General features: G+C 68.6%; 24 protein-coding genes. 14 read left to right on the plus strand and 10 right to left on the minus strand.

All coding sequences use genetic code 11. From position 1 onward, the window contains the following. The first annotated feature begins 19 nt into the window (after nt 1–19). Both MFF24_RS01345 and MFF24_RS01350 read left to right on the plus strand, forming a co-directional pair. Nucleotides 20–1,708 (plus strand): thiamine pyrophosphate-binding protein, encoded by a 1,689-nt coding sequence (locus MFF24_RS01345; protein WP_238221790.1) that lies wholly within the window; start codon nt 20–22, stop codon nt 1,706–1,708. An 8-nt stretch (nt 1,709–1,716) separates the two neighbouring features. Continuing rightward, nucleotides 1,717–2,142, plus strand: coding sequence for a thiol-disulfide oxidoreductase DCC family protein (locus MFF24_RS01350; RefSeq protein WP_308445591.1), 426 nt, complete (start codon nt 1,717–1,719; stop codon nt 2,140–2,142). Nucleotides 2,143–2,146: 4 nt separating this feature from the next. Here MFF24_RS01350 and MFF24_RS01355 read toward each other — a convergent pair whose 3' ends face one another. Then, nucleotides 2,147–3,109 (minus strand): polyprenyl synthetase family protein, encoded by a 963-nt coding sequence (locus MFF24_RS01355; RefSeq protein WP_238221792.1) that lies wholly within the window; start codon nt 3,107–3,109, stop codon nt 2,147–2,149. A gap of 36 nt (nt 3,110–3,145) precedes the next feature. On the opposite strand from MFF24_RS01355, the gene mtgA reads away from it, so the two are divergent. Then, nucleotides 3,146–3,931, plus strand: coding sequence for a monofunctional biosynthetic peptidoglycan transglycosylase (mtgA, locus tag MFF24_RS01360; RefSeq protein WP_238221793.1), 786 nt, complete (start codon nt 3,146–3,148; stop codon nt 3,929–3,931). A 4-nt stretch (nt 3,932–3,935) separates the two neighbouring features. On the opposite strand, the gene MFF24_RS01365 is transcribed toward mtgA, so the two are convergent. Both MFF24_RS01365 and MFF24_RS01370 read right to left on the minus strand, forming a co-directional pair. Further along, on the minus strand, nt 3,936–5,339 hold the full coding sequence (locus tag MFF24_RS01365) for a deoxyribodipyrimidine photo-lyase (RefSeq protein ID WP_238221794.1): 1,404 nt from the start codon (nt 5,337–5,339) through the stop codon (nt 3,936–3,938). A 523-nt stretch (nt 5,340–5,862) separates the two neighbouring features. Next, complete coding sequence (locus MFF24_RS01370; protein ID WP_238221796.1) at nt 5,863–6,984, minus strand: TRAP transporter substrate-binding protein; 1,122 nt, start codon at nt 6,982–6,984, stop codon at nt 5,863–5,865. Between the two features lie 119 nt (nt 6,985–7,103). Here MFF24_RS01370 and MFF24_RS01375 point away from each other — a divergent pair, with 119 nt between their 5' ends. Then, nucleotides 7,104–7,679: a tyrosine phosphatase family protein gene (locus tag MFF24_RS01375; protein WP_238221803.1), complete on the plus strand. Its 576-nt coding sequence runs from the start codon at nt 7,104–7,106 to the stop codon at nt 7,677–7,679. Nucleotides 7,680–7,806: 127 nt separating this feature from the next. Here MFF24_RS01375 and MFF24_RS01380 read toward each other — a convergent pair whose 3' ends face one another. The 4 genes from MFF24_RS01380 to MFF24_RS01395 form a co-directional block, all read right to left on the minus strand. Next, the gene (locus MFF24_RS01380; protein ID WP_238221805.1) at nt 7,807–8,931 is read right to left on the minus strand and encodes a branched-chain amino acid ABC transporter substrate-binding protein; all 1,125 of its coding nucleotides are present in this window, start codon (nt 8,929–8,931) and stop codon (nt 7,807–7,809) included. Nucleotides 8,932–9,180: 249 nt separating this feature from the next. Continuing rightward, nucleotides 9,181–10,353 (minus strand): polysaccharide biosynthesis/export family protein, encoded by a 1,173-nt coding sequence (locus tag MFF24_RS01385; protein WP_238221807.1) that lies wholly within the window; start codon nt 10,351–10,353, stop codon nt 9,181–9,183. A gap of 183 nt (nt 10,354–10,536) precedes the next feature. Continuing rightward, on the minus strand, nt 10,537–12,021 hold the full coding sequence (locus MFF24_RS01390) for an LTA synthase family protein (protein WP_238221809.1): 1,485 nt from the start codon (nt 12,019–12,021) through the stop codon (nt 10,537–10,539). A 6-nt stretch (nt 12,022–12,027) separates the two neighbouring features. Continuing rightward, nucleotides 12,028–13,980, minus strand: coding sequence for a capsular polysaccharide export protein, LipB/KpsS family (locus MFF24_RS01395; RefSeq protein WP_238221811.1), 1,953 nt, complete (start codon nt 13,978–13,980; stop codon nt 12,028–12,030). Between the two features lie 345 nt (nt 13,981–14,325). On the opposite strand from MFF24_RS01395, the gene MFF24_RS01400 reads away from it, so the two are divergent. The 3 genes from MFF24_RS01400 to MFF24_RS01410 all read left to right on the plus strand — a co-directional run bounded on the left by MFF24_RS01400 (nt 14,326) and on the right by MFF24_RS01410 (nt 17,329). After that, complete coding sequence (locus tag MFF24_RS01400; protein WP_238221819.1) at nt 14,326–15,633, plus strand: capsule polysaccharide biogenesis protein; 1,308 nt, start codon at nt 14,326–14,328, stop codon at nt 15,631–15,633. A 71-nt stretch (nt 15,634–15,704) separates the two neighbouring features. After that, nucleotides 15,705–16,472: an SDR family NAD(P)-dependent oxidoreductase gene (locus tag MFF24_RS01405; protein ID WP_238221821.1), complete on the plus strand. Its 768-nt coding sequence runs from the start codon at nt 15,705–15,707 to the stop codon at nt 16,470–16,472. Beyond that, nucleotides 16,472–17,329 (plus strand): formyltransferase family protein, encoded by an 858-nt coding sequence (locus tag MFF24_RS01410; RefSeq protein ID WP_238221823.1) that lies wholly within the window; start codon nt 16,472–16,474, stop codon nt 17,327–17,329. The genes MFF24_RS01405 and MFF24_RS01410 overlap by 1 nt, the downstream gene beginning before the upstream one ends. Before the next feature lie 3 nt (nt 17,330–17,332). On the opposite strand, the gene MFF24_RS01415 is transcribed toward MFF24_RS01410, so the two are convergent. After that, nucleotides 17,333–18,613, minus strand: a complete 1,281-nt coding sequence (locus tag MFF24_RS01415; protein WP_108940450.1) for an O-acetylhomoserine aminocarboxypropyltransferase — start codon at nt 18,611–18,613, stop codon at nt 17,333–17,335. Nucleotides 18,614–19,057: 444 nt separating this feature from the next. Here MFF24_RS01415 and petA point away from each other — a divergent pair, with 444 nt between their 5' ends. The 4 genes from petA to MFF24_RS01435 all read left to right on the plus strand — a co-directional run bounded on the left by petA (nt 19,058) and on the right by MFF24_RS01435 (nt 22,928). After that, nucleotides 19,058–19,606: a ubiquinol-cytochrome c reductase iron-sulfur subunit gene (gene petA, locus MFF24_RS01420; RefSeq protein WP_238221825.1), complete on the plus strand. Its 549-nt coding sequence runs from the start codon at nt 19,058–19,060 to the stop codon at nt 19,604–19,606. 34 nt (nt 19,607–19,640) lie between these two features. Further along, on the plus strand, nt 19,641–20,933 hold the full coding sequence (locus MFF24_RS01425; protein ID WP_108940452.1) for a cytochrome b: 1,293 nt from the start codon (nt 19,641–19,643) through the stop codon (nt 20,931–20,933). Nucleotides 20,934–20,954: 21 nt separating this feature from the next. Further along, entirely contained in the window at nt 20,955–21,848 is an 894-nt protein-coding gene (locus tag MFF24_RS01430) for a cytochrome c1 (RefSeq protein WP_166273404.1), read from the plus strand. A 204-nt stretch (nt 21,849–22,052) separates the two neighbouring features. After that, complete coding sequence (locus MFF24_RS01435; protein ID WP_133088659.1) at nt 22,053–22,928, plus strand: S-methyl-5'-thioadenosine phosphorylase; 876 nt, start codon at nt 22,053–22,055, stop codon at nt 22,926–22,928. A gap of 124 nt (nt 22,929–23,052) precedes the next feature. Here the strand turns inward: MFF24_RS01435 and MFF24_RS01440 are convergent, their stop codons facing one another. Both MFF24_RS01440 and MFF24_RS01445 read right to left on the minus strand, forming a co-directional pair. Beyond that, nucleotides 23,053–23,316 (minus strand): YARHG domain-containing protein, encoded by a 264-nt coding sequence (locus MFF24_RS01440; RefSeq protein ID WP_108940455.1) that lies wholly within the window; start codon nt 23,314–23,316, stop codon nt 23,053–23,055. A gap of 35 nt (nt 23,317–23,351) precedes the next feature. Beyond that, on the minus strand, nt 23,352–24,257 hold the full coding sequence (locus tag MFF24_RS01445) for a metallophosphoesterase (RefSeq protein WP_238221827.1): 906 nt from the start codon (nt 24,255–24,257) through the stop codon (nt 23,352–23,354). 192 nt (nt 24,258–24,449) lie between these two features. Here MFF24_RS01445 and hisB point away from each other — a divergent pair, with 192 nt between their 5' ends. The 3 genes from hisB to hisH are packed head-to-tail and all read left to right on the plus strand — an operon-like array spanning nt 24,450 to nt 26,223. Then, nucleotides 24,450–25,037 (plus strand): imidazoleglycerol-phosphate dehydratase HisB, encoded by a 588-nt coding sequence (gene hisB, locus MFF24_RS01450; RefSeq protein WP_238221829.1) that lies wholly within the window; start codon nt 24,450–24,452, stop codon nt 25,035–25,037. Between the two features lie 23 nt (nt 25,038–25,060). Further along, a complete protein-coding gene (locus tag MFF24_RS01455; protein ID WP_238221831.1) occupies nt 25,061–25,564 on the plus strand; it encodes a DUF2628 domain-containing protein in 504 nt (167 codons plus the stop codon). Continuing rightward, on the plus strand, nt 25,561–26,223 hold the full coding sequence (gene hisH / locus MFF24_RS01460) for an imidazole glycerol phosphate synthase subunit HisH (protein WP_238221832.1): 663 nt from the start codon (nt 25,561–25,563) through the stop codon (nt 26,221–26,223). Before MFF24_RS01455 ends, hisH begins: the two co-directional genes overlap by 4 nt. The last annotated feature ends 16 nt before the right edge of the window (nt 26,224–26,239 follow it).

Below are 26,239 nucleotides of genomic sequence, written 5' to 3' on the forward strand. Positions count from 1 at the left end.
ACGCGCAGGGAGAAATGCCATGACGGTCACGACACTCGATGCGGTGGCCGAGCGGCGCGGCGCCGAGGTGCTGGTGGAGGTGCTGCGCTCGGAAGGGGTCCGCTACATCTTCGGCAATCCGGGCACGACCGAACTGCCGCTGATCGACGCCCTGACGGAAGCGACCGACATCGCCTACGTGCTCGCGCTGCAGGAGGCGAGCGCTGTGGCTATGGCCGACGGCTACGCGCAGGCCGCGCGCCGGCCGGGCTTCCTCAACCTGCACACCGCCGGCGGCCTCGGTCACGGCATGGGCAACCTGCTCAACGCCCAGATCTCGGGCACGCCGCTGGTGGTGACCGCGGGCCAGCAGGATTCGCGGCATGTCATCACCGATCCGCTCCTGTTCGGTGACCTAGCCGCCATCGCCGCCCCCACGGTGAAGTGGGCGCGCGAGGTGACGAACGCCGACCAGCTTCCGGTGCTCCTGCGCCGCGCGTTTCACGACGCCGCGGCGGCACCCTCAGGACCCGTCTTCCTGTCGCTGCCTATGGACGTGATGGAAGCGAGGACCGCCGCGCCGCTCGGCGAGATCTCCACCATCGACCACCGCGCCGTGGCCGGCTCCCTTGACCGGCTAGCAGAGCATCTCGCCGCCATCCCGCCGGGACGTCTCGCCCTGATCGCCGGCGACGAGGTCGATGCCAGCGACGCCTCGGCTCAGGCGGTTCGGCTCGCCGACCTCCTCGCCGCGCCGGTCTACGGCTCGTCCTGGCCGGCGCATATCCCGTTTCCGACCGCCCACCCGCTCTGGATGGGCAACCTGCCGACCAAGGCCAGCGGCATCGCCGAGATCCTGGGCCGCTTCGACGCGGTGTTCGCGCTCGGCGGCAAGTCGCTCATCACCGTTCTGTACACCGAAGGCTCGGCGGTGCCGCCGGGCACGCAGGTGTTCCAGCTCTCGGCGGATGCGCGCGATCTCGGCCGCACTTACGCGACGCAGCTCTCGACGGTCGGCAACGTGCGCGCCTCCCTTGACGTGCTGCTGCCGCTGCTCGAAGCGCGCGTCGCGCCCCGCGCCGAGACCTATGCCCGCCTGCGCCGCGAGGCCGTCGCGGCCTACGACGCGCGCCGGGCCACCCTCGAAGCCCGGGCGGATGCCGCCTACGCCGATCCCGTCATCCACCCTCTCGTCGCCGCCCGCGAGATCGCCCGCGCCGTCGGGGCCGACATCGCCATCGTCGACGAGGCGCCCGCGACCCTCGGGCACCTGCGCACCATCCTGCACAGCACTTGGACGCGGCAATATTCCTCGATCCGCGGCGGCGTGCTCGGCTGGGGCATGCCCGCCTCGGTCGGCTTCTCGCTCGGGCTCGACCGGGCGCCGATGGTCTGCATCGTCGGCGATGGGGCGGCGATGTACTCGCCCCAAGCACTCTGGACCGCCGCGCATGAAGGGCTGCCCGTGACCTTCGTCGTGATTAACAACTCCGAGTACAACATCCTGAAGCAGTTCATGAAATCGCAGACGCACTACGCCTCGGTGCGTGCGAACCGCTTCATCGCCATGGACCTGACCGACCCGCGGATCGACTTTCTGGCGCTGGCCGCCTCGATGGGCGTGCCTTCCCGCCGGATCGAGCGGGCGGCGGACATCGCCGGGGCGGTCGAGGCGGGCATCCGCTCAGGGCAGCCGAACCTGGTGGAGATCGTGGTCAGCGCCTCGTGACGACCGGCCTGCCGCCGACCCTCGTCTTCGACACCGATTGCGTGCTCTGCGCGGGATCGGTGCGCTTCGTGCTCGCGCACGAACGCGATGATCGCCTGCACTTCATGGGCGCTTGGTCCGTCGAAGGGCTCGCCCTGGCCGCCCGTTGCGGTTTCACTGCCGAGGACCTGAACGGCACCTTCCTGCTGGTCTACGACGGTCGAGCGCTGACGCGCTCGGATGCCGCGCTCGCCGTTGCACGGCATCTCAGGGCGCCGTGGCGCTGGTTCAGGCTGTTCAGAATGGTGCCGAAGCCGCTGCGCGACCGTCTCTACAGCCTCGTTGCGCGCTATCGCTACCGATTGTTCGGACGCCGCGAGGATTGCGCCCGCGTGCCGCCGGAGCAGCGGCACCGGTTCCACGGGGTGCGGCCGGCGGACCCGCCGCACCCGTAGGAGGTCAGGCCTTGCGCGCCACCGTGAAGCGGGCGGCGTCCTTGAGCACCTGGGCGCGCGCGCCCCAGGGCGCGACAGCCTCCTCGCACAGAGCCACAAGCCGATCACACTCGGCCCGCGCCCCGTCGAGGCCGAGGCGGTCGACCAGCGTCGCCTTGCCGGCATCCTTATCCTTGCCGGTGGCCTTGCCCATCGCTTCCGGAGAGGCTTCCCGGTCGAGGATGTCGTCGGCAACCTGAAAGGCTTGGCCGAGCGCCTTGCCGTAGCGCAGCAGCGCGGCCCGCTCGTCGGCATTCGCGCCGCCGACGAGGGCGCCGGCCTCAACTGAGAAGGCGAGGATCGCGCCGGTCTTCATCGCCTGCATCCGCAGGGTGTCGTCGATATCCATGTTGGCCGGGCCGAAGCGCCCCTCGGCCGAGAGGTCGAGGAGCTGGCCGCCGACCATGCCGCCGAGGCCGGAGGCGCGGGCCAGCCCCAGCACCAGCTCCGCCCGGATCGCCGGATCGGGCTGCCAGCGCGGGTCGGCGGTGACCTCGAAGGCCAGCGTCTGGAGCGCGTCACCGACGAGGATCGCGGTCGCATCGTCGTAAGCCTTGTGGACGGTGGGCTTGCCGCGGCGCAGGTCGTCATCGTCCATCGCCGGCAGGTCGTCGTGGACGAGGCTGTAGCAATGGACGAGTTCGACGCCCGCACCCGCCGCGAGCGCCGCTTCTTCAGTCCCGCCGAGCATCCGCGCGGTCTCGATGGCGAGGAAGGGCCGCAGCCGCTTGCCGCCGCCGAGTACGGCGTGGCGCATCGCCTCCATCAACCGAGGCGGACGGGCGATCTCGCCGGCCTGGAGCGTCGGCCCCAGCAGATCGACGAGGAAGGTCTCGACCGTGTCGGCGACCTGAGCGAGCCTGTGGGTAAAGTCACCCGTGTAGGCGTCCGCCTTGACCGAGGGGTGGGAAGCCTGCGTTGAGGTCATCGGAAGGGGCCTGGATCGGGGAGGGGCGGACGCGCGGTGGCGGTGCCGGAGGAGAGCGAGACGGGACGGCACGGGCGCGACCTGCGACGGGTTCCGTCGTCACGGCCACTCGCGAGGAAAGCCGCGCCGCGGGATTCCGTCCCGAGGCGTCGAACCGGGCTGCGGCGCGTCGCCACCCTGATCACGCTGGCTCCCATTGCCATTGTTGCCTTCACGCTCACGCTCGCGCTCGTCTATAGCGTGGCGACCCCGCCCTCAACCCTGATGCTCGGCCGTTGGTTGACGCTCCAAGGCGTGCAGCGGGACAGCGTGCCCTTGGAGGCCATCGCCCCGTCCCTGATCCAGGCGGTGATCGCCTCGGAGGACCAGCGCTTCTGCCTGCACAACGGCGTCGATTGGGGCGCGCTGCGCGACGTCGTCGATGACGAGGAGGGCCCGAGCCGGGGCGCCTCGACCATCACTATGCAGACGGTCAAGAACGTCTTCCTCTGGCCGGGCCGCTCCTACATCCGCAAAGGGCTCGAGATTCCGCTCGCGGTGATGGCCGACGCGGTCTGGGGCAAGCGCCGGACGATGGAAATCTATCTCAACGTTGCCGAGTGGGGGGAGGGCATCTTCGGGGCCGAGGCCGCCGCCCGCCACTGGTTCCGCAAGAGCGCCCGCGACCTGACCCGCAACGAGGCGGCTTTGCTCGCCGCCACCCTCCCGAACCCGATCCTGCGCAGCGCCGGCAAGCCGACCCGCGGCGTGCGGGCGATTGCCGGGCGCATCCAGGGCCGGATGAGTCAGGTCGATGGGTTGATGGGGTGTTTGAAGCGCTGATGATTCAGTTCTTCTCCGCCTCGCACAGCCGCGTCACGGCCCGCTCGTAGCCCTTCGCATCGAACTTCCTGAGCGAGTTCTCGCTCTGGTAGCGCACGCTCCCGAAAATCTTGCGCGTCTTCCACGGGCGGTCGTGCAAGCCGAAGATCCAGGCGACGTTGGTGAAGGAGTTCGCGTCGCGTCCGTCGAGGAAATAGCGGTTGTTGAGCCGCAGCGTCCGGGCAAAAGCCTCTTCCGGCGAGGGCGACCATTCGAGGATTTTCTTGCCCCAGTACATGCGCAACTGGTTGTGCATGTAGCCGGTCTCGCGCATCTCGCGCATGGCGACGTTCCAGTAATGGTCGTGGGTCTTCCCCTCCGCCAGCTCTTGCTCGGAATAGAGCGTCGGGCGCTCGTCGTCGGTGTGCTCCGCGAGCGTCTTGCGGGCCCAGTCGGGCACGGCGCGGCCGTAGTCGTCGTAGCCCCGCGTATGGAAGACGTGGTTCATTGCGAGTTCGCGCCGGACGATCAGCTCCTCGAGATAGGCCGAGCGATCGTCGCGGTCGGCATCCTTCGCCGCGCGAATCGCCAGCGCGATCTCGACCGGCGAGATGTGCCCGAAATGCAGGTAGGGGCTCATATGCGAGGCTGCCCCGGCTTCCGGCTTGTTGCGGCCGGCGCCGTAGCCGGCGAAGGCGTCCTTCAGGAAGCGGGTGAGGCGCCTGCTCGCCTCGTTGTGGCCGCCGCGGAAGCGCTTCACCGGGCCGACCGTGGTATCGAGCGTCAGCGTCGCGAGCAGCCTGTCCGGGTCCGAAACGTCGAGCCCGTCCTTCCGCTTCAGTCGCGCGATCAGCCCATCGGCCGGATGGTCGATCTCGCGGGGCGCCAGCGGCTCCAGGAAGTCGTCCCAGAGCTTCTGAAGCTTCGGGCGAAGGGTGCGCGCGGCGTATTCGTGCTTGGTCGAGGCGTTCTCGACCGGCACCACCACATCGCCTTCGACTTGCACGACCCGGCACGTCGCCTTCTGTTCGATCTCGCCGTACCAGCGCTTCTGTATCGCGAGGTAGCCGCGATCAAGCACCAGCAGCGCCGCCTCTTCGGAGAGATCAATGGCGACCTCGGCCGGCGTTCCCCGGCGCACGAGGAAGGCGATGCCGCGCTTGTCCAGGGCGGCCGCCGCGTCGGCGAGCCCCTGAAGCAGAAAGGCGTAGTGGCGGGCATTGGCTTCGGGGAAGCCGTTGGCGCCGTCGAGCAGGCCGAAGCAGACGAGAAGCGGGAGATTGAGGCGGTTTGCTTCCTCGATGGCCAGTTCCAGCGCCGGATTGAACGGGACGCGCATGGCCTGCTGCATGAGGTACAGGACGTACTCGGACCGATCCCGCGGCGGTTGGTCGTTCAGCACCCGGATGCGGGCCGGTTGGATCGCCATCGCTCGAAACTGCTCCCGTCTCGGTTCCGCGCGCCCACGATCACCGCTTCGGTCAGCGCCATCGTTTTCGGTCGCGTGATTCGGCTTCCACCCGGCGGCGTGGGTCGGCGCAGGAAATGCGCCAGCGCGGCAAACGTTGCATCGGCAAGGCGCCGATTTCGGCCGGCCCGCACGATCAAGGTCGGCGTCCGATCAGGATTCGCCAAATGGATCAAGGATCTGGCGTGTGATGAAAGCAATGAGCGGGCCTGGGTCTATTTTGACATCGGCCGTAACCATTGCATTCGCCTCCCGGGTCACATGCGGCATTTGAGTGACAGACGGCTGTCGACGTGTGCCTGCACACGCGCAAACGCCAACATTGCCGACGAAGCGGCTTGAAAAAATCCGAGCAAAGATCAATTTGTGCATTGCGGGAACTCGGACGGCGTCCGCCTCCCGCTGCCCTCCTTGGGCGTTTCCTCCCTAGACTTCGGGCCGCTCTTCACGGGCGGCTTTTTTTTGTCCGAAGTGCGGGATCGGGTCATCCGCGGGCGCGGGCGCGGATCATGAAATTGTCGTAGGTGTACTCGGCCACCTGGAACCAGAGGTATTCCTCGTTCCGGAAGGTCTTCATTGCATCGTAGATCCGCTTGAAGTCGGGGTTCTTGGCCGAGAGATCGGCATAGACCTCGTTCGACGCTTTGAGCGCCGCCTCCATCACATCCTGCGGGAAGGGGCGGAGCTGCGCGCCGCCGGAGACGAGTCGGCGCAGCGCCTGTGGGTTGCGCGCGTCGTAGCGCGCCTGAACCTCGGCATTCACCTGCGCCGCCGCCCCCTGCAGAATGGCACGATAGGTCTTCGGCAGACTCTTCCAGGCCTCGGCGTTGATCCAGAAATGCAGCAGGGCGCCGCCCTCCCAGAAGCCGGGATAATGGTAGATCGGCGCGACCTTCTGAAGGCCGAGTTTCTCGTCGTCGTGCGGGCCGATCCACTCGGCTGCATCGAGCGACTTGCTCTCCAGCGCCGCGAAGATCTCCGGTCCCGGTGTCGCCTGCACCGCGGCGCCGAGCTTGGACAGCACCGTGGCGCCGAGCCCGCCGATGCGCAGCTTGAGACCCTGGAGATCGCCGACCGTCTTGATCTCCTTGCGGAACCAGCCGCCCATCTGCGCCCCGGTATTGCCGCCGGGCAGCGCCACCAATCCGCTCTTCGAGAAGATCTCGGCGAACAGTTCCGCCGCACCGCCCTGGAGCCACCACGCGTTCTGGCCACGGGCGTTGAGCCCGAACGGCATCGCCGTCGCCAGCGCGAAGGCGGGATTCTTGGCCATACCGAAACTGGCCGGCGCGTGCCCCATCTCGGCCTTGCCGCTCCCGACCGCGTCGAGCATTCCATCGGCGGGGATCGTTTCGCCGGCGGCCGAGACCTGGATCTGGAAGCGCCCGTCGGTCGCCTCCGCCACGGCCTTCGCCAGGCTCTCGGAGGCGCCGAACAGGATGTCGAGGCTGCGCGCGTAGGCCGAGGTCAGACGCCAGCGCAACTCGGGCGCGGATTGCTGGGCCTGGGCCGGGCTCGCCAGCGTTCCGGCGGCGCCCAATCCGGCGCCGAGTCCGGCCGTCAGCAGGGCGCGGCGCTGCAGAGTCTTCGGCAGGGATTGTGGCATGAATCTCCCGGATCGTCCCGATACGCTGGCCGACCGTTGCCATACACGTGAAGGCCACCTTCGGGAAACCGGGGCGAAGCCCGTCGCCTCCGGCGCCCCGGCGTGATAGCAGGCTCGGCGTGAACACCGAGAAGCTCAGCCTCCACACCGTCTGCGGCCTCGACGAACTCGTCGAGCATCAGACACGCGGCGTCAGCCACGTCCTGTCGATCCTCGATCCCGACCGGGCGGATCCGGAGGCATTCGGCAGCTACGGCAGCCATCGGCGCACCATCCTGCGCTTCCACGATGCCATCGAGCCGGCGCCGGGCGTCGTCCTGCCGGAGCGCACGGACATCGAGAAGATCCTGGCCTTCGGCCGCGAGGCCATCGCCGATGGCGGCGAGATCCACATCCTCGTCCACTGCCATGTCGGCATCTCGCGCTCGACCGCGGCGCTGGCGACCCTGTTCGCCGAGGCCGAGCCCGATACGCCGGCCGAAGACCTCATCGCCCGCCTCCACGCCCAACGGGAGAAGGCGTGGCCGAACGCGCGCATGATCGCGTTCGCCGACGAGATGCTCGGGCGCCAGGGCAGCCTCAGCGAGGCGGTGCGCCGCCTGCACGCACTCCAACTGCGCAAGCGCCCGCATCTCGATCAGGTGATGCGCGACCTCGGCCGCGGCGCGGAGGTGGAGGCGGCCCAGCGCGACTGATCCTCGGATCAGTTCGGCGAATCATAACAAATCCGGTTGATCCCTTCGGGATGGCGGATTTGGCCGTCGCTCAAACGCCACGCAGGCTTTCTGATACGCTCCCCACTCCGATCGAGCGGAGACCGGATCAATTCGACTTGGCCGGGGTGAAGTTGCCGTCGCGCCAGACGTAGAGCACGTAGCCCTGGGCGGTGATGTCGCCCTTGGCATCGAAGCCGACCGGGCCGAGCACGAGATCGAAGCGCTCGTGGCGCAGGGCCTTGGCGATCGCGGCCGGATCGGTGCTGTGGGCGAAGTTGCCGGCCTCCACGAGCGCCTGCATGGCGGCGTAGCCGTAGATCATCGAGCCGTCCGCCTCGATCCCGTTCGTCTTGAAGGCGTTCACCACCCCCTGCGCTTCGGGCTTGCGACTCGGATCGAGATAGAAGGTCATCAGTACGCCGTTGCTGGCGGGGCCGGCGACCTTGGCGAAGTCCGACGTGGCGATGGCCGATGTGCCGAACCATTGCGGACGAAAGCCGCGCTCGGCCGAAATGCGGACCAGTCGGCCCATCTCCTGGGCGTCGCCGCCGTAATAGACCACGTCGATCCCCGCCCCCTTGAGCCGGTCGGCGAGCGCGGCGGCATCGGCATCGCTCGGCTGGAAGGCCGTGGACATCGCCTCGTTCACGCCGATGCGGTTGAGATTGTCCTTCGTCGCGGCGGCCAGAGCGCGCGAGGCCGGTGACAGGTCGCTGAGGATCGCGATCTTCCGGTCGCGGAAGCGCTCGGCGAGGATCGCGGCGGAGAGCTTGGCCTGGTCGTCGTCGCGGCCGCTGACCCGGAAGATCGTCGGCAGGCCGCGGTCGGTCAGCTTGGCGGCGACCGAGGCCGCTGTGATCATCACGATCCCGTGGGCGGCGTAGACTTCCGAGGCCGCGAGCGACGCGTTCGAGCAGACGTGGCCGACCACGAGCCGGACACCGGAATTGACGTAATGGTTGGCAACGGCGACCGCCTTATTCGAGTCGCAGGAATCGTCCTGAACGTCGAGGACGATGGGCTCCCCATTGATCCCGCCCTTGGCATTGGCATCCCGCGCGGCGGCCTCGACGCCGCGCAGCACCTGCTCGCCGACGGCGACGTAGGGTCCGGTGCGCGGCACCGCGACGCCGACCTTGACGTCGGCCGCAGCCGGAGCAGCCGAGACGAGGAGGCCGGCCAGCAGGCCGAGGCAGGCCGAAGCGAGGGCGAGGGGGCGTCGGACCGTCATGGCGCCTCTTTCCCAGCCCGCTGCCCCGTTGCCAAGGTCTGCCGGTCCGGACCGTTGTCGTCTGTCAGGACCATCGTCCTGTGCCGGCTCCCCGTTCGGGACCGGCACGGCCGCGCATCCGACATCGTATTCGATGCATGGAATGACGCGGGCTGGACCTTTGGCAAGTCGGGATCTCGATGAAACAGGGCAGACTTCCGAAGGGGAGGGCGGGATATGCCTGGACCCGCGCCCGCCGGGATAAGATTTCTATTGGGTGACGGTGTAGAGCGAGGCACCGGCGGCGACCGGCGCCGTAACGGTCGAGAACACGCTCAGCACCTTGCCCAGCTCCGCGAACGGCGCGCTCGACACGTAGACGAGGTCGCGGTTGCGCATGCGGAAGCTCTGGGTCAGGAACAGCCCCTGCGGATCGCGCAGGTTCACCCGGTACACCACCGGCACCTGCGGCGAGGCCAGAAGCGGCGAGTTCGGCCGCAGCCGGCGCACCACCGCCGCCGGCTCGTAGCGGAAGATGAACACACCTTCCGGATCGGCCTGGAAGTCGCGCAGGCCCGACGCGCGGGCCAGCGCCTGCGACAGCGTCAGACCGTCGGCGGAGAACGGCACCTCGGTGGTGGCGCCGAGCGCGCCCACCGCGAGGAAGGTCTGCGGGTCGCGCACCAGCGTCAGCGTGTCGTCGGGGCGCACGAAGATGTTCTCGCGCGGGTTGGCGACGACCGTGCTCATCGGAACGGTGACGGTGCGGTTGCCGCGCGACAGGCGCACGAAGGTCTCGGCCACGGGCGTGCGCACGCCGCCGGCCTGGGCGATGACGTCGAGCAGCCGGTCGCCGCGACCCGAGAGCGGCACGCGCTTGCCCATCGCGCCCTCGCCGGTGACGGTCGCCGATTGCGAGACCGGCTTGGTGACCGAGACGAGCACCTGCGGCTGGATCGCCTTGCCGGCGAGTTCGGTCTCGATCAGCGCCTGAACATCCTGGGTGCGGCGTCCGATGACCTTGATGCGGCCGGCATAGGGAACGGTGATGCCGCCGTCGGGCCCGACCACCTGCTCGGGGATCGTCGCGGACTTGGATCCGGCGGAGAAGCGGTCGGCGACCAGCGGCCCGGAGAACAGACCACCGGCACCGGCCTCCCATACCTGGACCGCCACCGAGTCGCCGACGCCGATCACGGGCTCAAGGGCCGGCCGGTTGTCTCCGAAGGTGACGAGCAGGCTGTCGAGGGGGCGTGTGCGCAGGGATTCGACGAGGGCAGGGGTGACGTCGATGATCTCGTAGCGGGCGAACAGGCCTTCCGCGGTGGCGACGTCGGCGCCATTCTCGATCGCCGAAGTGGTCGGCCCCGCCGCTGGCAGGATTGAGCACCCGGATACGGCGAGGGCAGCCGCGAGGATCGTCAGGGACGCAGCGTACTTCATGGACGATTCCATCCGGATCCGGGCGGACCGTGCCGTCACGTCCGTCCGCTCTCCGATAGCCGCGCAGTTACTGCGATCCATTGAACACGGGCCCCGGCCTGACTCTTGTAATGACGCGCAGAATGCGCCGATGGCCGGCGAGCGCTCACGCAGCAATGCGTCACCACCGTGGCACGGCCACGCTTATCCCCTCAATCCCGTCCGTTTCGGCGCGAGGGCGTCCCGCAGGACACAGCCGAGCTGGGCCGCGGTGAGATCGAGCCGAACCGGCGGCTGTCCGTTCTCACGACCGAACCTGAACAGGGCGTAGTCGGTCGCGACGGGCCCTGAGGGCGGCGGGCGGCAATCCGGCAGGGAGGGGGCGTGGTCGCCGAACACGCACAGCGTCGCCCTGCGGCCGGCGAGCCCGTCGATCAGCCGCTCGACCGCTTGGCCGGTATGAGCGACGTGGTGGAGATATTGTGCAAGCGGCTCATCGATCCCGGTGAGCCGGCCCGGCTTCCAGGGGCCGTGATTTTCCATGGTGACGGATAAGACGAAGCGGCGCCCTCCGGGGGCATGCGCTCCGTCCGGCGCCACTTCCGCCAGGATCCGCTCGGCGACCGCGACATCGCTGATGTAGGGACCGACGCGGGGGGCATTGCCGAAATCCTCCTCCATCACGAGGTGGTCGAAGCCGAGCCTGCGAAACACCTGCGCTCGGTCGAAGAAATCCCGGTGGAAGGGATGCACGAACACCGTCGCGAACCCGGAGGCGCGGGCAAGCCGGGCCAGGCTCGTCGGCTCCTCGCCCTTGCGGGCAAGGTACGGGTCGTAGCGACCGAAACCGAGGTCGTCGGGATCGAGGCCGGTGAGCACGGCGTGCTCAGAGCGCATGGTGTAGGCACCGTGCGCGGGCACCGCGAGGCGACCGTATTGCGCCGCCTGCGACCGGATTCGCGCCATCAACGGAAGATCCGGTCCTCCGAGGCGGGTCGGGTCGAGGAAGGATTCGAGCTGAACGACGACGACGACCTCGTCGTCCGGCTCGCCGCCGATACCCGCCAGGGGTCGGACGTCCATCTCGCCCAGACGGCGCAGCCCGTAGCCCATCATCGTCGCGACGAGGCCGTAGCGGGCGACGTCGCGGGCGAGGTCGGGTCGCGGGAAGAGCCGGCGCAGAGCCGCCTGGCCGAATGGGCTCAAGCCCAAGAGCGCGAGCGCCGCCAGCCCGGCCGGCAGGCCGAGGATTGCCAGTGCGGATGCGCCCGCTCCCTCCGGCAGAGCCGCCGGCTCCAGCACGTACCATGCGATGACGGTGGCAAGACCGATCAGCAGCGGCCCGGCGATCCGGAGGTCGGTGAGCGGCAGGGTGTAGTAGAGCTGCGGATGACGCGGCACCTGGGCCAGTAGAGCGAGGTCGCTGAACACGACGGGCTCGCCGATCACCTTGCGCTTCAGCTGGTCCACCACCGAGAGGATGGCCAGCGTCAGCAGGCAGGACGAGGCCGCGAGCCAGGGGCGCCACGAGAACTGAAACCAGAACAGCGTGATCAAGGCATAGCCGAGGAACCGGATCGCCAGATCGGCCGGGCGGAGGCTCGGGCGTTGCGGCGAGGCTGCCGCCTCGATGGCGAAGGCGCCGACGATCGCGACCGCCAGCGGCAAGAGAAGGGTCGCGAAGGTCATGCCGTCTCAGCGGCCCGATTCGCTGCGCACGCCGCGGCGGGCACGCAGACGGCGCAGGATCGGGTTGATTAGGGCGTAGCGCAGCCGCATCGTCGCGTGGCGGGCCGCGCCCAGGGCGAGCCGTGAGGGCGGCTTGGCGGCCCGGGCCTCGCTGAGCCGGTCGAGGAGCTGCTCGGGCGTGCACGGCTTCATGGCCACCGGATCGAGATAGAGCGGGTAGAGGATCAGCGCGCCCGCCACCAATTCGTCAAGGGACAGGCTACGGCCGCGCGCTGCACCGGGCGCCAAATCCTCCGTGAGGCCCCAGCCGGCGTAGAAGGGGCGGCCGTGGACGGCGACCGTCAGGCCGCGGATCAGTGCCTCGAAGCCCGCCAGCGACGTCATGGTCTCGACATGGTGGCAGCGGTCGAGCAGGTCGACGATGGAGAATCCGCCGACGACGCGGTCGGCGAGCCGGCGCACGTCGTCCCCCGGGATCGCGCCGGGCCGGAACCCGGCCTCGACGTCGGGATGCGGCTTGTAGAGCAGGAAGGCGTCCGGGTTGCGGGCGCGGGCTGCCCGCAGGAGGGCGAGGTTGCCGCGCACCTGCGGCGAGCCGGTCAATACCGAGGCGTCGTCCTCGACCTGCCCCGGCACCAGAACGATTCGCCGGTCGGTCGGCCAGTCCGCGCCGGGGGCCTCCAGGCCGACATTGTACTTGCTCAGGCGCCGCGCCACGATCGATTCGCGCAAGGCACTGGCGCGAGCGGTCAAACCGGGCGGGAAGTCCGCCTGCTTCAGGGTGTGGGCCAGCCGGCTCTCGACCCGCGGGTCGTAGTAGATGCCGAGGTCGTCCACGACGATGGAGGCGCCCGGCTCCAGGCTGGCGCCGAGCCCGACCGAGCGCAGGAACCCGTCCTCGATCCGCGCGAAGGGGATCTCGGCCTCGGCGCAGAGGCGCGGAAGCTGCTCGGGGCAGCGCGTGGCCCAGGCCTGGACCCGGCCGCCATGGCTGCGGGCGAGCGTCACCGCCTCCTCGGCGGTCATGGTGTGGAGCGGTGCGCCCGCCGGCCCGGTGGCGAAGACATCGAGCGCGGTCCGCTTCCAGCCGGAAACGCCGACGAGGACGACGCGGCGATCGTTGCCGAGAAAGCGGTCGCGCAGCCACGCCACTCGCTCCGCGGCTTCCGCCAGCGGAATCGGGCGGCGCGTCCACGGATCGAAACCGTGCACACCCGCGCCGTAGCGCAACGCGAGATGCGCCGCTTCGTCGGCCGGCCGCGGACCTGCCGCGGGATCGGGGCAGACAGTCTCGAAGCCGGCCAACGCGGCCTCGCAGGCCGCGTCCCAGCGCGCCACGTGGATGCGCGTCGCGATCGGAAACAGCGACCACGGGTCGGCCGGAGTCGCGATCACCGTGAGGCGCGGATCGGCGGAAACGCCCTCCGTGAGGCAACCTTCGGGACCGGCGGCGACGAAGCGTGTTCCCGGATGCGTCGCGAGGAGCCGCGTCAGGAAGGTGCGCAAAGCCCGCGGTGACGCGGCTGTCTCCGGATCGATCAGGGCGAGGTCGGGCGCCAGCTTGCCGGCGAATGTGCGGGTCACGGCCTCCGACAGCGAGCGGGCGAAGCGGTTGGAGCCCGCCAGCTCGCGGGCGCGCAGGAGATCCCCGAGATCCGGCGAGGGCGTCTCTGCGCCGACGGGAAGGCCGCCGTAGTGCAGCCGCAGGCTCGAAAGGCCGGTCTCGGGAGAATCGTAGGGGCTGAGAAGCGGGCCCGGCGCCACCCGCAGGATTGCCTTGCCGCTCCCTTCGCCGGTTGCGGACCACAGGGCCGGCGGTCCGGGTGAGCGGAAGGTCAGCGCGGCGCCCGTCGCCGCCTCGACCTGCGCGCGCAGATGGCGAACCGTCCGCCCGAGCGGCAGGAAGGAGCGGGGCAGCCCGGTATCCCCGTGCGGCTCGATGTGGCGCAGGTCGATCATGGTGGGGCGATCATGGCGAGGCCCGCTCCATAGCCCAAGCCTCGGCTGCGGCACAGACCAGTGGGGACATGGCCGATATCGCTTGGTCCGCGAGACGAGCGGCAGCGGATTTCGCGATGCATTTTTCGGGGGATGATTTTGGACTGGACACACAGGAGCCGCAATCAGGCGCGAGACGAGGGCCGTCCGATCGCCGCATGTTCTGCGTGATGGATCGGCAACGGAGACCGCAAATTCTCCCGACTGCCCCGAGCCGTGATTGTCGTGCGCGCGGTTGTCGTGAGAGGTGCTCAGCCGGCCAATGCAACACCGATCGCTTCACGACTAGGAATTGAGCGCCTGGGAATGTCGCAGCCTCGTGCCAATACCATAGGCCACCACGGCGCCACGTTCCTGTTCCTGCAGGGGATCGCTTCTCCGTTCTTCTCGGTGCTTGGCACGGCCCTGCGCGAGCGCGGCCACGGGGTCCGCCGCATCAACTTCTCGGCCGGCGACTGGTTATTCTGGCCCCATCCGGCGGACCACTATCGCGGCAGGCGCGAGGGCTGGGAGGCTTATCTCGAAGCCTACATCCGCACGCACACCATCACCGACATCGTGCTGTTCGGCGATTGCCGCCCCTATCATCAGGCCGCGGTGCTGGTCGCCAAGCCGATGGGCGTGCGCATCCACGTGTTCGAGGAGGGCTACGTCCGGCCTTACTGGATCACCTGCGAGGCCGGCGGCGTGAACGGCAACTCGACCCTGCCCAAGCGGGCGGAAGAGATCCGGGAACTCGCCCGCAGGCTGCCGCAGCCCGGCCGGGCCATGCCGCTCACCGGGGACATGGCCCGCCGCAGCCTGTGGGATATCAGCTTCAACATCGCCAATATCGGCTTTCCCTACCTCTATCCGGGGTTCCGCACCCATCGGCCGAATCACATCGCTGCCGAGTATGCCGGCTGGATCCGGAAGTTTGTGCGCCGACGCCGCACCCGCCGCGAGGCGGCGCGGGTCAACGAGATCTACCACGCGATCAACGCCGACTATTTCCTGCTGCCGCTGCAACTCGACAGCGATTACCAGATCCGCGTCCACTCGCCGTTCCTCGGCGTCGAGGGCTTCATGGATCGGGTGATCGCCTCCTTCGCCAAGCATTCGCAGGCGCCGACACGGCTCTTGGTGAAGCTGCACCCGCTCGACAGCGGGATCATGAACTGGCGCAAGCGTGCCCGCCAATCAGCCAAGCGCCACGGCTGCAACGACCGGCTCGACTTCATCGACGGCGGCGATCTGCCCAAGCTCATCGATGGCAGCCGCGGCGTCGTGCTCGTGAACTCCACGGTCGGGATGCTCGCCCTCGAGCGCGGACGACCGACTCTGGCCTTCGGCTCGGCCGTCTACAACCTGCCGGGCCTGACCCATCAGGGCGACATCGACACCTTCTGGCACAAACCGCAGGCGCCCGAGGCGGACCTGATGCAGGATTTCCTCCGCGTCGTCATGCACCGGACCCAGATCAACGGCGGCTACTTCTCCCGCTCGGCGATCGAGCGGGCGGTGGCCGGTGTCGTTCCGCGTCTTGAGGCGGCGCTGCCGCCCGCCTCGCTGGCCGCCGCCCGCGATTCGTTGGAGCAGGCCGACCGCGAGGAAAGCCTCTCGCCCGCCTATTGACCGCCAGTCACTGACGCGGGTCCGGAATCCTTCGACTGCGACCCGGCCCCTTGCGGAAAGAACACGCCGACTTGTCCGTCATCCTCATCACCGGCGCCTCCAGCGGCATCGGCGCGGCCCTGGCGCGCTTCTACGCGGCGAGGGGAGCGAGCCTCGTGCTCACGGGGCGCGACCGGGAGCGGCTGGAAGCCGTGGCACAGGGTTGTCGGGCGCTGGGAGCCGAGACCCGGACCCAGCTGATCGACGTGCGTGAGCGCGAGGCCATCGGCGCCTGGATCCGCGAGACCGACGCGCAGACGCCGATCGATCTCGTCATCGTCAACGCCGCGGTGAACGGCGGGCACCCGTCCGGCGCCCTGGAGGCCGAGGCGACGGCCTTCGAGACTGCCGACACCAACTTCACCGGCGCGCTCAACGTCATGCTTCCCTGCGTGACCTTGATGAGCGGGCGCGGCCGGGGACAGATCGCACTGATCTCCTCGCTCGCGGCCTATGCGCCGTTGCCCGACGCGCCGGCCTATAGCGGCGCCAAGGCGGCGCTCCTCGCCCATGGCCTCGCCCTGCGCCAGAAGCTGAAGCCGCTCGGCGTGCGCCTCAGCGTGGTGACTCCGGGCTACGTGAAGACGCCGATGGGCGGTGTCATCAAGGGATGGCGCCCGCTCGAAATCAGTGCGGACGAGGCCGCCGCCCGCATCGCCCGCGGATTGGAGAGCGACCGGGACGTGATCGCCTTCCCCGCGATCCTGGCCGCGCTCGCCCGCGGTGCGCTGCTGGTGCCGGAATGGGTGCGCAGCGCCGGTCTGCACGGGTTCCGCTTCCGCAACCGGCATCGGCGCTGATGGGTGCGCCCCGGATCGCCCTGTTCGCGCTGGAGGCACTGCCGAACGCCCGCGCCGTGCGCCGCTTCGTGGCGGATCATGCGGAAGAGATTGCCTTCGTCGGGCTCTCGAATGCCGAGCGGCCGGCGACCGGCGGGCTCATCGGTCAAGTTCGGCGCCATCTCGCCCGGTCCGGCCCCGGCTTCCTCCCCTATCTCGGCGTCAATTTCGGGTTCCCCGATTTGCTGCGCCCGCTGGCACCGTTCACTCAGCGCCTCGCCGGTACGGTCGGGACGCCCGAGGCCACCCCGCTTGCCGCCCTCTGCCGCCGGCTCGGGATTCCGGTGCTGCGGATCGACGACGTGAACGGCGAAGCGGTCGCACAAGCCTTCGCGGCGCATGCGCCCGACGTGATCGTCGCCTTCCACTTCGACCAGATTTTCTCGGCGGCAACACTGGAGCGGGTGCGGCTCGGCGGAATCAACCTGCATCCGAGCCTGCTGCCGCTTCACCGCGGCCCGGTGCCGACGATTCACGCTCTGGCCGACGGGAAGGGGGCGTTCGGCGTCACCGTCCACCGCCTCGCCCCCGCGATCGATGCCGGTGCGATCCTCGCGCAGGAGGCAGTCGCGCTGCCGGACGACACGACGGCCACCCGCGCCTCGGTGCGTCTGCACGAGCACGGCCGCATCCTGGTGGATCGCGTGCTCGGCGAAATCGCCGCCGAAGGGGCGATTCCGGCGGGCCGCAGCGTTCCGGTGCTGCCCTATTGCGGCTTTCCCGACCGGGCGCTGCTCGCGCGGATGCGCCGGGAGGGGCGGCTCCTCACCGACGTGCGGGATCTGCGGGACGCGCTGACACTGTCCCGCAGGGCGTGAGCCTCACGCCCGCAGGGCGGCGTCGAGGTCGTCGATGAGATCCTGCGGATCCTCGATCCCGATCGAGAGACGCACGACTTCGGGGCCGGCTCCTGCCGCCCGCTTCTGCTCGTCGGTGAGCTGGCGGTGCGTGGTCGAGGCGGGGTGGATCACCAGCGAGCGGGTGTCGCCGATATTGGCGAGGTGGCTGAAGAGCTGGAGATTCGACACCAGCTTCACGCCGGCCTCGTAGCCGCCCTTGAGGCCGAAGGTGAACACGGCGCCCGCGCCCTTGGGCGTGTAGCGCTGGGCTAACGCATGGTAGCGGTCGCTCTCAAGACCCGGATAGCTGACCCACTCGACCAGTTCATGGCCGGCGAGGAAGCTCGCCACCTTCAGGGCATTGTCGGAGTGGCGCTGCATCCGCAGCGGCAGGGTCTCGATGCCGTTGAGGATCAGGAAGGCGTTGAACGGCGAGAGCGCCGGCCCGAGGTCACGCAAGCTGAGGACACGGACGGCGATCGCAAAGCCGAAATTGCCGAAGGTCTCGGCCAGCACCATGCCGGCATATTCCGGCCGCGGCTGCGACAGCATCGGGTAGCGTTCGTCGCCCTGCCACTGGAACGTGCCGCCGTCGACGATCAGGCCGCCGATCGAATTGCCATGGCCACCCAGGAACTTGGTGGCCGAGTGCACGACGATGTCGGCGCCGTGCTCGAACGGCTTGATCAGGTACGGCGTCGCCATCGTGTTGTCGACGATGAGCGGGATGTTGTGGCGCTTGGCGATGACCGAGAGGGCGGCGATGTCGGTGATCACGCCGCCGGGATTGGCGATCGACTCGCAGAAGATCGCCTTGGTGCGCGGGGTGATGGCGCGCTCGAACGAGTCCGGGTCGTCGGTGTCGGCCCAGACCACCTGCCAGCCGAAGTTCTTGTAGGAGTGATTGAACTGGTTGATCGAGCCGCCGTAGAGCTTGTTGGCCGCGATGAACTCGTCGCCCGGCTGCATCAGCGCGTGGAGCGTCAGGAACTCGGCGGCATGGCCCGAAGCGACGGCGAGTGCCGCGGTGCCGCCTTCCAGCGCCGCGATGCGCTCCTCCAGCACCGCGTTCGTCGGGTTTGTGATGCGGGTGTAGATGTTGCCGAAGGCCTGGAGCCCGAACAGCGAGGCGGCGTGGTCCACGTCGTCGAAGACGAAGCTCGTCGTCTGGTAGATCGGCGTCGCCCGCGCGCCCGTGGCCGGGTCGGGGGTCGCGCCGGCATGGATCGCGAGGGTGTTGAAGCCGGGCTGGCGGTCGGTCATCGAAAAACTCCTCAAGACGCGTCGTTTACGCTCCTGCTCTTCGGCGGTGCAAGCGCGGCGGTGGCATGCGTGACGACACGACCGCCTGCAGCGAGATTTCGAGCCTCGGGTTCCTCAAGCGGAGCGGTCGGCCGCTATGTGCGGCCCTTCCGCACCCTGCGTTTCGGAGATGATGCTCTGCGGTAACGATCACCGGGGATCGTCGTGCTGCCACACGCCGCATCAAGCGCGGCAGTCTGGACAGGTTCGCATCTGGCATGTCAGAGAGCCGCGCAGGAAATAAAACGGTAATCCGGTGACCCACGGTCGCATTGATTGCCGCGGCGCGATGGTGTCACCCCTTGCGCCGGGTTTCGAATTTGAAAGCCTCCAAGGCGCGCGCAGCCGGGAAAGCCCGGGGCGCCACGAGAGGCTCGGCGCGACGGCTGACGGGAGGGCTGCACCTTGGCGGACGAAGGGCCTCAGGGCACCAAGCGAGATTTCCTCTTCCTCGCCACCGGCGCGGGGTTGGCCGTCGGGGCCGGCGCGGTGGCGTGGCCCTTCGTGGCCTCGATGGCACCCGACGCCGCCACCGTCGCGGCCGGTGCGCCGCTCGACGTCGACCTCAGCCCGATCCAGGACGGCCAGATCGTCAACGTGTTCTGGCGCGGCAAGCTGATCTTCGTGCGCAAGCTCACGGAGAAGGAAGTCACGGACATGAAGGCCGTGCCCCTCTCCGAGATGATCGATCCGGCCGCTTTCAACACCCGAGTCAAGTCAGGGCATGACCGTTGGCTCGTGGCCTACGGCAACTGCACTCATCTCGGCTGCGTGCCGATCGGCAATTCCGGCAATTACGAGGGCTGGTCCTGCCCGTGCCACGGCTCGCAGTTCGACGCCGTCGGGCGCGTACGCCGCGGCCCGGCGCCGACCAACCTCCCGATTCCGCCCTACGCCTTCGAGACCGATACCAAGATCAAGATCGGCGAAGAAGGCGGCAAGGCGGTCGCCTGACAACAGGACACGAGAAGCCGGAGCGGGCAAACCGATGAGCAGCGCACACGCGACCTCGACCTACGTACCCAAGAGCCGCCTCGCGAAGTGGTTCGAGTCACGGCTGCCGCTGGTCGGGCTGGTGCACTCGTCCTTCGTCGCCTTCCCGGTTCCGCGTAACCTCAACTACTTCTGGACCTTCGGCGCGATCCTGATCGCGTTCCTCGGCATCCAGATCATCACCGGCGTGTGGCTGGCGATGCACTACGATCCGAATGCGAGCAACGCATTCGAGAGCGTCGAGCACATCATGCGTGACGTGAATTACGGCTGGCTCCTGCGCTACGCGCACGCCAACGGCGCGTCGATGTTCTTCGTGGCGGTCTACGTTCACATCTTCCGCAACCTCTATTACGGGTCCTACAAGGCTCCGCGCGAGGTGCTCTACCTGCTCGGCGTCATCATCTACCTCTTGATGATGGCCACCGCCTTCCTCGGCTACACCCTGCCGTGGGGCCAGATGAGCTTCTGGGGCGCCACCGTCATCACCAACATCCTGGCGGCGATTCCGGTCGTCGGCGACACGATCCAGAGCCTGCTCTGGGGCGGCTACTCGGTCGGCAACCCGACCATCAACCGCTTCTTCTCGCTGCACTTCCTGTTGCCGTGGATGATTGCCGGCGTTGTCGTCCTGCACGTCTGGGCGCTGCACGTGACGGGTCAGAACAACCCGGCCGGCATCCCGATCAAGTCGAGCAAGGACGCCGTGCCCTTCACCCCCTACGCCACCGTCAAGGACGTGTTCGCGGTGGTGGTGTTCATGATCCTGTTCGCGTGGTTCATCTTCTACCAGCCGAACTATCTCGGCCACGCCGACAACTACGTCCCGGCCAACCCGTCGGTGACCCCCGCGCACATCGTGCCGGAATGGTACTTCCTGCCCTTCTACGCGATCCTGCGCGCGGTCCCGGACAAGCTCGGCGGCGTCATCCTGATGTTCGGCGCGGTGCTGATCCTGGCCTTCGCGCCCTGGCTCGACACGTCGCGGGTCCGCTCCTGCAATTACCGTCCGGTCTACCGGGTGTTCTTCTGGGTGTTCCTGATCAACGCCATCCTGCTCGGCTGGCTCGGCGCGAAGCCCCCGGAGGGCGGCTACGTCCTCGCCTCGCGGATCTGCACCATCTACTACTTCGCCCACTTCCTCCTCGTCATGCCGCTGGTCGGCCTGTTCGAGACGCCTGACCGCCTGCCGGGTTCGATCCTGGAGACCGTGACTGGTCCGGGCAAGCAGGTGAGCGGGTCCGGCATGCCCGCAGGCGCGGCGGCCGAACCGGCCAAGCGCGCCTAGGGCCAGAGGGAGAGAACACCGATGCGCATCGCACGCCTCGCCGCCGCGGCCCTTCTCGCGGCCTCCCTCGGTGCCGGCTCGGCGCTTGCCGAGGACGGACACGCCCCCAACCCGCCGCGGGAGAAGTGGTCCTTCGCCGGCATGTTCGGCAGCTTCGACCAGGCGCAGCTTCAGCGCGGCTTCCAAGTCTACAAGGAAGTCTGCGCCAACTGCCACTCGATGCGCCTCGTCGCCTTCCGCAACCTCGCGGAGCCGGGTGGTCCGGGCTTCACCGAAGGGCAGGTCAAAGCACTGGCCGCGACCTACAGCGTCAAGGAACTCGACGATTCCGGCGCCGAGAAGGAGCGTCCGGCGCGGCCGGCCGACCGCTTCCCGTCGCCCTTCCCCAACGACAAGGCGGCAGCCGCCGCCAATGGCGGCAAGGCGCCGCCGGATTTCTCGGTGCTCGCCAAGGCCCGCACCTACGAGCGCGGCTTCCCGCTCTTCGTATTCGATGCGCTGCCCGTCACCGGCTATTCCGAGCAGGGCGTCGACTACATCCACGCGCTGCTGACCGGTTACGAGGAGGCCCCGAAGGGCTTCACGATGCCGGACAGCGGCTACTACAACAAATACTATCCCGGCCACGTGATCGCGATGCCGAACCCGCTGAGCGACGGGCAGATCACCTATCCGAAGAACGACAAGGGCGAGCCGGTCGTGCCCGAGACGGTCCAGCAGTACTCGCGCGACGTGTCGGCCTTCATGGCCTGGGCGGCCGAGCCGCACATGATGGCCCGCAAGGCGCTGGGTCTTCGCGTGATCCTGTTCCTCATCGTGCTGGCCGGCCTGCTCTATTACGTGAAGAAGCAGATCTGGAAGAAGGTCGGCGGCGAGGTGCACGGCCTCCAGCCCGAGCTGCACAAGACCTACTGACCGGTTCAGCGATCGGACGGACGAACGGGCCCCACGTGGGCCCGTTTGCGTGTCGGGGGACGCCTGCGCTAAGGGGGTTCCATCGCCGGACGAGCCGATCCGCGCGCATTCAAAACGTCATCGCCGATCCTTATGCCCGGTCCCGCGAGAAAGCGCGTGGCGCGGACCGCAAGGGTTTCGGCAACACCACACAAGGATTCTTGCATGACGGCAGCGGTTCTCGGCGTGATCGGCGGTTCGGGTGTCTACGACTTGCCCGGCCTGGAGGATGTCCGCGAGGAGACCATCACCTCGCCCTGGGGCGAACCTTCCGACGCGCTGCGCATCGGCCGCATCGGCGAGACCAAGGTGGTGTTCCTGGCCCGCCACGGGCGCGGCCACCGTTTCTCGCCGACCGGCATCAACTACCGCGCCAACATCGACGTGATGAAGCGCGCGGGCGTCACCGACATCGTCTCGCTCTCCGCCTGCGGCTCGTTCCGCAACGAACTGCATCCGGGCCTGTTCGTGCTGGTCGATCAGTTCGTGGACCGCACGTTCGGCCGCGCGACCTCCTTCTTCGGCAATGGCTGCGTTGCCCACGTCTCCTTCGCCCAACCGGTCGGTCCGGTGCTGCAGAAGCGCATCGCCGCCGCGGCGGAAGCCGAGGGAATCTCGGTGCATCGGGGCGGCACCTATGTCTGCATGGAAGGGCCGCAATTCTCGACGCTGGCCGAGTCGAAGCACTACAAGGCTTCGAATTTCGACGTGATCGGCATGACCAACATGCCCGAGGCCAAGCTCGCCCGTGAGGCCGAGATCACCTACGCCACCATCGCCATGGTGACGGACTACGATTGCTGGCATCCGAGCCACGACAGCGTCGACGTGGCCTCGGTGGTTGCGGTGGCCCGCGCCAACGCGGGCAAGGCGGCGCAGCTCGTCGCCCGCGTCGCCCGCGACTTTCCGGCCGAGCGCGAGGCGTGTCCCGCGGGCTCGCACCGGGCGCTGGACGGCGCGATCATGACGGCGCCCGCCCAGCGCGACCCGGAACTGCTGGCCAAGCTCGACGCGGTGGCCGGACGGGTGCTGAACGGCTGAACCGTCGGAGCGCGGTGTCAGCCGAAGCGATCCGGCCCGCAGGGTATCAGGGCGGGCGTCTGACCTGCCCGTCGCTTTCCTGGGACAGCTTCCTCGCGATGACGGACGCGGAGCTTGGGAAGTCCTACCGGGCGCAGCCGGCGGCGCGCTCTTGGCGCTGGATGTCGGCGATGTCGGCGCGCTGGCGGGCGGAGAGGGGCACGTCGGCCAACTCGTCGTACTTGCAGCCGGCATTGCCGAAGGCGCGGATCGCCCGCTCGGTGCGGAAGCAGTAGCCCGCATCCTTGTAGATCGCGTTGCGCTCGCCCCACAGCTCGTCGCAGGGAAAGGCCGCGAGCGCGGGCGAGACCGTCATCGACAGGAGACAGGCGGCGGCGAGGACACGCATGAATGTGGCTCCGATCCGCCGGAGCACGGGCGTCCTCAGGCGGGTTTGAGGGTCAGTGAACGGCTCGGCTCACGACCGAAGCCCTGAATCTCCAGCCGGTTGTTCGCAATCTCGACGATGGCGAAAGCCGAGCTGGCGGGCGTGTCTACCATGCCGTGAAAGGTGACGTAGTGGATTCCGTCGCGCTCGGCATAGTTGCCCGCATGATTATGGCCGCTGAAGTAGGCGATCACGTGCGGCTGCCGCGCGAGGAGGGTGGTGATCCGTCCCGCATCCCAGAGATTGTGCGGGTTGCCGGGCGCGACCGGGTAGTGGCTCAGCACGACGACCCGCTCGCCGGCCGCCCGCGCCGTCTGAAGACTCCTCTCAAGCCATGCGAACTGCGCATCGCCGAGTGAGCCGTTCCAGGGCTTGGCGTTGACGAGGCCTTCCGCCTTGGCCCGCTCCAGACGCTCGGCCGCCAAGGTCCGGCGCGGGTCGTCCGGTGGTGGGGCGAACAGCGAGACGTCGTTGCCGTCGAGCACGATGAAGCGGGTACCGGTGACCGCGAAATCGTAATACGGGCCCTCCATCCCGAGCAGGCGCGGCACCCGTCCGCGATGTTCGGGCGCCACGTCGAAATCATGGTTGCCGAGCACGAACCGCGTCTGATGGCGAAGCGTCCGGTAGATCGGGAGGATCCGCTCATAGCTGGCCACGTCCCGATCGATGACGTCGCCCAGCGTCACCACGAAACGCAGGTCTTCGCCGTTCAAGGCGGCGACGGCGGCGCGCATCTTGTCGAGGCTGTTGGCGTAGTAGCGGCCGAGAGTCGGATGCGGCGGCGCCTCGGCATATTGCGGGTCGGCGATGACGCCGAAGCGCAGCCGGTTCTCGGCGGCACCCACCTTGCCGGCAACGAGCGCAGCACTGGCGGCGAGAACGGAACGTCGGGACAGCATGGCGGCTCCTCTCGGCCGGCGAAGCGGGCCAAGCTGTCCTCGCCGCATGACCCGCGAATGACGTCATGCTGCGGTTCATGATGGGGCCCAGCGCCAAAACCCTTCCCCCGGCGGGTGTTTCCACACTACAAGGCAGGCCCGGCCGGCCTTCGAGGCCCGCCGATCGTTCCAGGACCAGACATCCAGCACGCGATGCGTACAGCCAGCATCAGCCGCCGCACGGCGGAGACCGACGTTTCCGTCTCGATCGATCTCGACGGCACCGGCAAGGCCGAGATCTCGACCGGCGTCGGCTTCCTCGACCATATGCTGGAGCTGTTCGCCCGGCACGGCCTGTTCGACGTGACGATCAAGGTCGAGGGCGACCTGCACGTCGATCAGCACCACACCACCGAGGATACCGGCATCGCATTGGGCCAAGCGATCGCGAAGGCGCTCGGCGACAAGCGCGGCATCGCCCGCTACGCCGACATCCACCTGCCGATGGACGAGACCCTGAGCCGTATCGCCATCGACATCTCCGGCCGGCCGTTCCTGGTCTTCCGCACGAGCTTCCGCGTCGAGAAGATCGGCCAGTTCGACACCGAGTTGGTGCGGGAGTTCTTCCAGGCCTTCGCGATGAATGCCGGCATCACGCTGCATGTCGAGACGCTCTACGGCGACAATGCGCACCACATCGCCGAGAGCGTCTTCAAGGGGCTGGCCCGGACCTTGCGCAAGGCGGTCGCCATCGACCCACGGGAGGAGGGCCGCATTCCCTCCACCAAGGGATCGCTCTGACGGTGATCGGGGGAGGAGCGAGAATGCGGACCTACACGCTGCACCTTCCCGAAGGCTCGGTTCGCGGGGATCCCCGCGCATTGGAGCAGGCGCATCTCGTGCGCGACGGCTTCGCGTGGGGCGCCTTCGCCTTCACGGTCCTGTGGTTCGTGCGTCATCGCCTCTGGCTCGCGGCGCTGCTCGTGCTGGTGGGGCTCGTCGCCGTCGCCTTTGCGGGCCGTGCGCTCGCCCTCTCACCCTCCGCGGCACTGGTCATCACCGTGCTGGCGAGCCTGCTGATCGGCCTTGAGGCGTCGAGCCTGCGCCGCTGGACCTACGGTCGCCGTGGAAAACCCGCTCGGGATGCGGTGATCGCGAGCTCGCACGAGGAGGCCGAGTTGAAGGCCGCCGCCCGCTGGCTCGATGCCGATACGGTGCCCGGTGTCTTGATCCCAGGAGACGCGACGAGTGCCGCGACCCGCCCGACCCATCGCCGCGGCGACGACGCGGTGATCGGTCTGTTTCCCGCGAGCGAGGGTGGACGGTGAGCGAACAGACCGTCGCGATCATCGATTACGGTTCGGGCAACCTCCATTCGGCGGCCAAGGCCTTCGAGCGCGCGGCCCGCGAGGCCGGGCTCGACGGCACCCGCATCGTCGTCACGGACGTGCCGGAGGCCGTGGCCGGCTCCGACCGCGTCGTGCTGCCCGGCGTCGGCGCCTACGCCGATTGCCGCCGCGGCCTCGACGCGGTCCCCGGCATGGTCGAAGCCATGAGGGAGGCCGTCAAGATTCAGGGGAAGCCGTTCCTCGGCATCTGTGTGGGGATGCAGCTCATGGCGAGCCGCGGCCTCGAATACGAGGAGACTGCGGGCCTCGACTGGATTCCCGGCGACGTCGCTCCGATCGAGCCGGCCGATCCGGCCCTCAAGATCCCGCATATGGGCTGGAACACCCTGCATCTCGACCGCGAGCACGCGCTCCTGCGCGACATCGCGATCGGAGAAGGGGGGCTCCACGCTTATTTCGTCCACAGCTTCGCGCTGAAAGCCGCCGAGCCGGCGGACGTGGTCGCCCACGCCGAGTATGGCGGTCCGGTCACGGCGATGGTCGCGCGCGACAACATCGCCGGCACCCAGTTCCACCCCGAGAAGAGCCAGCGCCTCGGCCTCGCGCTCCTCGGCAACTTCCTGCGCTGGCGCCCCTGAGGGCGCCCGCTTTCCG

Source organism: Methylorubrum aminovorans, assembly GCF_022179725.1.
GTDB lineage: Bacteria > Pseudomonadota > Alphaproteobacteria > Rhizobiales > Beijerinckiaceae > Methylobacterium > Methylobacterium aminovorans.

What these genes read in the sequence shown, in the direction of transcription:
- MFF24_RS01440 (WP_108940455.1), bottom strand. Translation starts at nt 23,316, where the DNA reads ATGCGTGTCCTCGCCGCCGCCTGTCTCCTGTCGATGACGGTCTCGCCC.
- MFF24_RS01445 (WP_238221827.1), bottom strand. Translation starts at nt 24,257, where the DNA reads ATGCTGTCCCGACGTTCCGTTCTCGCCGCCAGTGCTGCGCTCGTTGCC.
- MFF24_RS01410 (WP_238221823.1), top strand. Translation starts at nt 16,472, where the DNA reads ATGGGTGCGCCCCGGATCGCCCTGTTCGCGCTGGAGGCACTGCCGAAC.
- MFF24_RS01365 (WP_238221794.1), bottom strand. Translation starts at nt 5,339, where the DNA reads ATGGCGATCCAACCGGCCCGCATCCGGGTGCTGAACGACCAACCGCCG.
- MFF24_RS01370 (WP_238221796.1), bottom strand. Translation starts at nt 6,984, where the DNA reads ATGCCACAATCCCTGCCGAAGACTCTGCAGCGCCGCGCCCTGCTGACG.
- hisB (WP_238221829.1), top strand. Translation starts at nt 24,450, where the DNA reads ATGCGTACAGCCAGCATCAGCCGCCGCACGGCGGAGACCGACGTTTCC.
- MFF24_RS01415 (WP_108940450.1), bottom strand. Translation starts at nt 18,613, where the DNA reads ATGACCGACCGCCAGCCCGGCTTCAACACCCTCGCGATCCATGCCGGC.
- MFF24_RS01385 (WP_238221807.1), bottom strand. Translation starts at nt 10,353, where the DNA reads ATGAAGTACGCTGCGTCCCTGACGATCCTCGCGGCTGCCCTCGCCGTA.
- MFF24_RS01400 (WP_238221819.1), top strand. Translation starts at nt 14,326, where the DNA reads ATGTCGCAGCCTCGTGCCAATACCATAGGCCACCACGGCGCCACGTTC.
- MFF24_RS01355 (WP_238221792.1), bottom strand. Translation starts at nt 3,109, where the DNA reads ATGACCTCAACGCAGGCTTCCCACCCCTCGGTCAAGGCGGACGCCTAC.
- MFF24_RS01455 (WP_238221831.1), top strand. Translation starts at nt 25,061, where the DNA reads ATGCGGACCTACACGCTGCACCTTCCCGAAGGCTCGGTTCGCGGGGAT.
- MFF24_RS01395 (WP_238221811.1), bottom strand. Translation starts at nt 13,980, where the DNA reads ATGATCGACCTGCGCCACATCGAGCCGCACGGGGATACCGGGCTGCCC.
- MFF24_RS01435 (WP_133088659.1), top strand. Translation starts at nt 22,053, where the DNA reads ATGACGGCAGCGGTTCTCGGCGTGATCGGCGGTTCGGGTGTCTACGAC.
- MFF24_RS01390 (WP_238221809.1), bottom strand. Translation starts at nt 12,021, where the DNA reads ATGACCTTCGCGACCCTTCTCTTGCCGCTGGCGGTCGCGATCGTCGGC.
- MFF24_RS01430 (WP_166273404.1), top strand. Translation starts at nt 20,955, where the DNA reads ATGCGCATCGCACGCCTCGCCGCCGCGGCCCTTCTCGCGGCCTCCCTC.
- MFF24_RS01380 (WP_238221805.1), bottom strand. Translation starts at nt 8,931, where the DNA reads ATGACGGTCCGACGCCCCCTCGCCCTCGCTTCGGCCTGCCTCGGCCTG.
- MFF24_RS01345 (WP_238221790.1), top strand. Translation starts at nt 20, where the DNA reads ATGACGGTCACGACACTCGATGCGGTGGCCGAGCGGCGCGGCGCCGAG.
- MFF24_RS01425 (WP_108940452.1), top strand. Translation starts at nt 19,641, where the DNA reads ATGAGCAGCGCACACGCGACCTCGACCTACGTACCCAAGAGCCGCCTC.